The sequence below is a fragment of the Streptosporangium fragile genome (assembly GCF_039534445.1).
GTDB classification, from domain to species: domain Bacteria; phylum Actinomycetota; class Actinomycetes; order Streptosporangiales; family Streptosporangiaceae; genus Streptosporangium; species Streptosporangium fragile.
The window spans coordinates 1-1,413 of sequence record NZ_BAAAVI010000164.1; the positions used below are offsets into that span (position 1 = coordinate 1).

Consider the following 1,413-nt stretch of genomic DNA (forward strand, 5'->3'; position numbering starts at 1 on the left):
GTACTACATTCGTAGATCTTGATTCGTTTGGCCTCGCTGCGGAACGTAGTTGGTCCATCGTCAGTACGTGACGTGCGCTCTGACCTACGATCTCGTCGTGTCCTGGGATGCGGAACTGACCGCGCTGACCACGCGCATCGCCGGCCCCCTGTTCACCCGCCCCGAACCGCGTGAGGCCTTCGCCGACCTGGTCCGCGCCCTGCTGGCCGACGTACCGCGCAAGAACTCCTGGCAGTTGGCCGACCACATCGGCCACGCCACCGCCCACCGCTTCGAGCACCTGCTGGACCGCGCGAAATGGGACGTCGACGCCTTGCGCGACGAAGTCCGCTCCTACGTGATCGCGCATCTGGGCCGCGCCGACGGCGTGCTGATCGCCGACGACACGGCCGCGCTCAAGAAGGGCGAGATGTCCGTCGGCGTGGCCGACCAGTACTGCGGCCTGACCGGCCAGGTGGAGAACTGCCAGGTCATGCCCATGCTCACCTATGCCTCCGAGGTCGGGCACGCGTTCGTCAACCGGCGCCTGTACCTGCCCGAGTCCTGGGCGCACGACACCGGGCGCCGCGGCAGGGCCGGGGTGCCCGAACACGTCGTCTTCCGCACCAAACCGCAGCTGGTGATCGACATGCTCGCCGAGGAGCTCGCGGCCGGCACGCCGTTCCGGTACCTGTGCGCCGATACGGGCTATGGCCGTGACCCGTACCTGCGTGCGTTCTGCCATGAGCGCGCCCTCGGCTACGTTATGGCGGTCCCGGCCGACCTGCCCCTGGTCGCCGTCCGCGGTGGCGTCGAGCCGGTCGGGCACGTGCTGGACCGGCTGCTGGCCCTCGGGCAGAGCGGGGTCTGGGAGCGCCGCTCGTGCGGGGCCGGCACCAAGGGCCTGCGCGTCTACGACTGGACGGCAGTGTCCGCCGCCGTGGCCGGGCAAGCGCCCGCGCCCGGCCACGCGCACACGCTGCTGACCCGCCGCTCCGTCAGCGCCCCGACAGAGGTGGAGTTCTTCCTGGCCCACGCCCCGGCCCACGTCCCGGTCCCCGAGCTGATCGACGCGGCCGGGATGCGCTGGAAGATCGAGGAGAACAACGAGCACGGCAAGGACCTGCTTGGCCTGACCTCCTACCAGGTCCGCAAGTGGACCCCGTGGCACCGGCACGTCACCATCACCATGCTCGCCCTGGCGTTCCTGGCCGTCACGCGCGCCGCTCTGCCCGCCGACGCCGACGAGGCCGCCGACAAGGGAAAAGACCGCCTGCTTCTGGAGGCGCCGACGGGCTGAGGCTCGGGCGGCTCTCGCTCGCCGAGATCCGCCGCGTCCTGGCTCGGCTGCTCATCCCGGCGGCCAACGCCATCGATCACGTCCTGGCCTGGTCACACTTTCGACGACTCCATCAGACCCGTGCTCTGATCAGC

Annotated in this window: 1 protein-coding gene; it reads left to right on the forward strand. The window is 70.1% G+C overall.

The window, feature by feature from the left end:
• Positions 1–67: 67 nt before the first annotated feature.
• Entirely contained in the window at positions 68–1,279 is a 1,212-nt protein-coding gene (locus ABD841_RS40435; RefSeq protein ID WP_425582126.1) for an IS701 family transposase, read from the forward strand.
• Positions 1,280–1,413 lie beyond the last annotated feature (134 nt).